This is a genomic window from Galactobacter sp., assembly GCF_022712295.1.
Classification (GTDB): Bacteria; Actinomycetota; Actinomycetes; order Actinomycetales; family Micrococcaceae; genus Galactobacter.
On record NZ_JALAGT010000159.1, the window covers coordinates 1 to 4694 of the forward strand.

Annotated in this window: 3 protein-coding genes; 2 read left to right on the top strand and 1 reads right to left on the bottom strand. The window is 66.9% G+C overall.

Annotated elements, in window-relative coordinates; genetic code table 11:
- Together Q0A15_RS11615 and Q0A15_RS11620 are read left to right on the top strand one after the other, a co-directional pair.
- Positions 1 to 741: 1-phosphofructokinase family hexose kinase (locus Q0A15_RS11615; RefSeq protein ID WP_291279691.1), on the top strand; the 741-nt coding region annotated here is incomplete at its 5' end.
- Between the two features lie 50 nt (positions 742 to 791).
- Positions 792 to 2849, top strand: a complete 2058-nt coding sequence (locus Q0A15_RS11620) for a fructose-specific PTS transporter subunit EIIC (protein ID WP_291279693.1) — start codon at positions 792 to 794, stop codon at positions 2847 to 2849.
- Between the two features lie 284 nt (positions 2850 to 3133).
- Here the strand turns inward: Q0A15_RS11620 and Q0A15_RS11625 are convergent.
- Positions 3134 to 4694 (bottom strand): isopeptide-forming domain-containing fimbrial protein (locus Q0A15_RS11625; RefSeq protein ID WP_291279692.1); only part of this gene is annotated, 1561 nt, incomplete at its 5' end.

Genomic DNA, 4694 nt, shown 5'->3' on the forward strand with positions numbered 1-4694 from the left:
ATGGTCACCCCCATCAAGGGCAACGCTCGTTCCAATCTCACCCTCACCGATGAGAACGGCACCACCACCAAGATCAACCTGCCCGGCCCCACCTTGGGGCCCAGCGAGCTGGACGGGCTGGTGGCCCGTACCGTGGCTCTGGCAGAGGGCGCCGCATGGTTGGCGTTGTGCGGCTCCCTCCCTCCGGGTGCCCCAACGGATCTGTACGCGCGCATCATCACGGAGACCCGCGCGCGGTTCGGCGCCGACGCCCCGAAGATGGCCGTGGACACCTCGGGTTCCGCCCTGATCGCGGTGCTCTCCGATCCTGACGCGGCTCCGGACCTCATCAAACCCAACGATGAGGAACTCGGCGAGGCTCTCTTCTCGCTCGGCCTCCCCACCGGCAACGGGTACGACGCCCCGCTGGACACCGCGGTGCGGCAGGCGCAGCGTCTGGTGCCTGAACACGTCGGTGCCGTCCTGGTCACGCTCGGTGGCGACGGCGGGGCGCTGGTTCTGCCCGACGTCGTGTACACCGCGCCCGTGCCGAGCGGCACCCGGGTGCGCTCCACCGTCGGGGCAGGGGACTCGTCCCTGGCCGGGTACCTCCTGGCCGACGTCGCGGGCGCGACCCCCGCGGACAAGCTCGCCTCCGCACTGCGGCACGGCACAGCCACGGCTTCCCTCCCGGGAACGCGGCTGGCGACACCGAACGACCTTCCAGCAGCACCGCCCGTCACCGAACTCATCGACAACTAGACCCACTCAACCACCCGATACTTCGAACCAAAGACCTCGAAGGGGAGGCCATCATGACCACCATCACCACCGAGCTCATCAGCCTGGATCAGGACTTGGGCCCCGACAAGGCCGCCGTCTTACGCTCGCTGTCCCAGCGATTCGTGGACCAGGGCCGCGCCAATGACGCCGACGTCCTGTGCGCCGCCGCACTGAAGCGCGAGGAGACGGATGCCACCGGTCTGCCGGGCGGCATCGCCATCCCCCACGCCAAGAGTTCCGCCGTGCAGCAGGCCTCCCTGGCCTTCGCTCGCCTGAATCCCGGGGTGGACTTCGGCGCCGACGACGGCCCGGCGGACATCGTCTTCATGATCGCCGCACCGGACACCGCCGCCGAGGAGCACCTGCAAGTGCTCTCCACACTGGCTCGACACCTTATGGACGACGACTTCCTGGCCGCCCTTCGCGCCGCCACCACCCCTGAGGAGGCGGCACGGATCGTGCTCGTCGCCATCGGCGAGGCGGATCCGGAGGAGGCTGCTGCGCAGGCCGACGTGGATTCGGCGGCCGCGTCCGAAGGCGACAACACGGCGGCGGCCGGGGACGAGCCGTCGGGCAGCGGTCTCGCCGTGGACGGCCGCACGCCGCGCATCCTGGCCGTGACGGCCTGCGCCACCGGCATCGCCCACACCTACATGGCAGCCGACGGCCTGACCAAGGCCGCCAAGGATCTCGGTGTTGACTTCCAGGTGGAACCGCAGGGTTCCTCCGGATTCGATCGCTTCGATCCCCAGGCCATCAAGGATGCTGACGCGGTGATCTTCGCCGTGGACGTGGACGTGCGCGAGGTGGAACGCTTCGCGGGCAAACCGGTGATCCGGCGTTCGGTGAAGGCCGGCATCGAGCATTCGGAGGAGTTGATCGAGGCGGCCGTCGCTGCGGCAACCGACCCCAACGCCCAGCGCGTCAGCGGTGAGGCCTCCGAGTCCTCCTCCGAGGCCGCGACCGAGTCCATGGGCGCCAAGATCAAGCGAGTGCTGCTCACCGGAGTCTCCTACATGATCCCGTTCGTGGCAGGCGGCGGCCTGCTGATGGCGCTCGGCTTCCTGCTGGGTGGCTACGAGATCAGCAACGATGCCTCCAAGATCGTCGTGGACAACGCATTGTGGGATCTGCCGGACGGTGGCCTCGGCACGTACCTCGGCGCCGTGTTCTTCGCCATCGGCAACCTGTCGATGTCCTTCCTGGTCCCGGTCCTGGCTGGCTACATCGCCTTCGCCATCGCTGACCGTCCCGGCCTGGCTCCGGGCTTCGTGTCCGGTTCCGTGGCCGTGCTGATGAGCGCCGGCTTCCTGGGCGGCATCGTCGGCGGCGTCCTGGCCGGCATCGCCGCGTACTGGATGGGCACCTGGAAGACGCCGCGCTGGCTGCGAGGCCTGATGCCCGTGGTGATCATCCCGTTGCTCGGCTCCATCTTCGCCTCAGGCATCCTGCTTCTGGTGCTCGGCGCCCCGATCGCCTCGCTCATGGGCGTCATGGAGGACGGACTGACCGACCTCGCGAAGTCCGACTACGTGATCATCGCCGGAATCGTGCTCGGCCTGATGATGTGCTTCGACCTGGGCGGGCCCTTCAACAAGGTGGCCTACTCCTTCGCCGCGGCCTTCCTGGGGTCGGCGAGCGCGGACAATTCCACGCCGTACCTGATCATGGGCATCGTCATGTGCTCCGGCATGGTGCCGCCGCTGGCCATGGCGCTGGCCACGGTCCTGGCGCCCAAGCGTTTCACTCCGGTGGAGCGGGAGAACGGCAAGGCCGCCTGGCTGCTTGGTGCCTCCTTCATCTCCGAGGGTGCCATCCCGTTCGCCGTGGCCGATCCGCTGCGCGTCATCCCGTCCTCGATGATCGGTGGCGCGGTGACCGGTGCCTTGTGCGCAACGATGGACGTCTGGTCCCGCGCACCGCACGGCGGCATCTTCGTCTTCTTCGCGATCGAACCCATCTGGGCGTTCTTGCTGGCGCTGCTCGCGGGTGTGGTCGTCTCCGCGCTGGTGCTGCTGGCCCTGAAGCGGTTCACCACGAAGGTTGCTGCCGAATCCGCGGACGCGGCCTCTCCCGTCGCGGCCTGAACCTGTCCCGTCGCATGAGTGAAGCCCCCGACCGGAATGTTCCGGTCGGGGGCTTCTTGTCATCACTCGCACCCTTTGAGGTGTCTTCGACAATAACGACCCACCCTGGACATCGACTGAACGTCTCCAGGGCATGAGCCTAGAGTTTTCAGCCCTCGGGGTGGGGCACCTTGGGAGGCTGGGACCAGGGGGACCCAGCCCGGTGCGGGATGCACGTGGCGGCGGCCCCGATTCTCTAAGGAATCGGGGCCACCACGCTGTCTGGGGTCAGCGCCGTTCGGCCCTCAGTGTTGACCTCGACGGCGGGAGCGCAGAACCAGCAGCGCTCCTGCACCGACAAGGAGGAGCCCGAAGGCGGACCAGATACCCACCTGAGCGCCTGTGCTGGCCAACGGTGGCTCCGGATCGCTCGGGTGTGAAGGGACCGGCGTTGGGTCCCCGGGCTCCGAGGGAACCGGAGTCGGATCCCCGGGCTCCGTCGGCGTCGGTGGCTCCGTGGTGGAGGGCGCCGGTTCCTCAGGAACCGGGTGCTCGGTGGTCACCTTGTCCGTGGTGATCTTCTTGCCCGGGATACCGGGCCCATCCGGATCTTCCGGGTTCGGCAGGAGTGGGGTCGCGTCACCGGTGGCGACGTTCTTCACGACCTTGCCCGCGGCGTCGGCCTTCACGGTCACCGAGTACGTGATGGTGACCTGCTCACCTTGGTCCAGCTTGCCCGTCCAGGAGAGATCATCACCCTTGACCGTCACGTCACCGGTAGAGGCCTCGACGTCGCCGTTGTACTGCGCCTTGTCCAGCACCTTGGACAGATCATCCTTGATGGTGGCTGGATCCAGCACGGTGTCGCCCGTGTTGGTGCCGGTCACCGTATAGGTGATCTTGTCGCCAGGAACCACCTCGGTACCCGACGCCGGATCGGCAGACTTGTCGATCTCGAAACCGGGGTTCGGGACCTTGTGCTCGGTCTCCACCGGCGGCGACACGATCTTCTCCCCTTCGGGAGGAGTCGCTTCACCGGTGGCGACGTTCTTCACGACCTTGCCCGCGGCATCGGCCTTCACGGTCACCGAGTACGTGATGGTGACCTGCTCACCCTTGTCGAGTTCACCGGTCCACGACAGATCCGTGCCGTCAACCGTCACGTCACCAGCGGCCTGGCCATCGATGCTCGCAGTGACATCGTCGTTGTAGTCGGCCTTGTCGAGAACGTTGGAGAGATCATCGTTGATGCTCACAGGATCCAAGGCAGTGCCACCAGTGTTGGTGCCGGTCACCGTGTAGGTGATCTTGTCGCCAGGAGCCACCTCGGTACCCGAGGCCGGATCGGCGGTCTTGTCGATCTCGAAGCCGGGAACGGCGTCGGGGACCGGGTGTTCGGTCTGCACCGGAGGCGGGGTGATCTTCTTGCCCGGGATGCCTGGTCCATCGGGATCGTCGGGGTCCGGCAGCAGCGGGGTGGCCTCGCCGACCACCACGTTGTTGAGCTTCTGACCGGCGGCCTCAGGATTCACCGTGACGGAGTACGTGATGGTGACCTGCTCCCCCTTGGCAAGCTTGCCGGTCCACGCCAGATCCGTGCCGTCAACCGTCACGTCACCCGAAGTGGCCGAGACATCGTCGTTGTAATCGGCCTTATCGAGAACCTTGGAGAGATCATCGTTGATGCTCACAGGATCCAAGGCAGTGTCGCCGGTGTTCGTTCCGGTGACGGTATACGTGATCGTGTCACCGGAAGTGACCTCGGTACCAGACTCCGGATCGGCGGTCTTGGTGATCTCGAAGCCCGGGGTGGCCACGGGGTGCTCGGTCTCTGCAGGCGGAGGAGTCACGGGCGGGCCGGTGGGC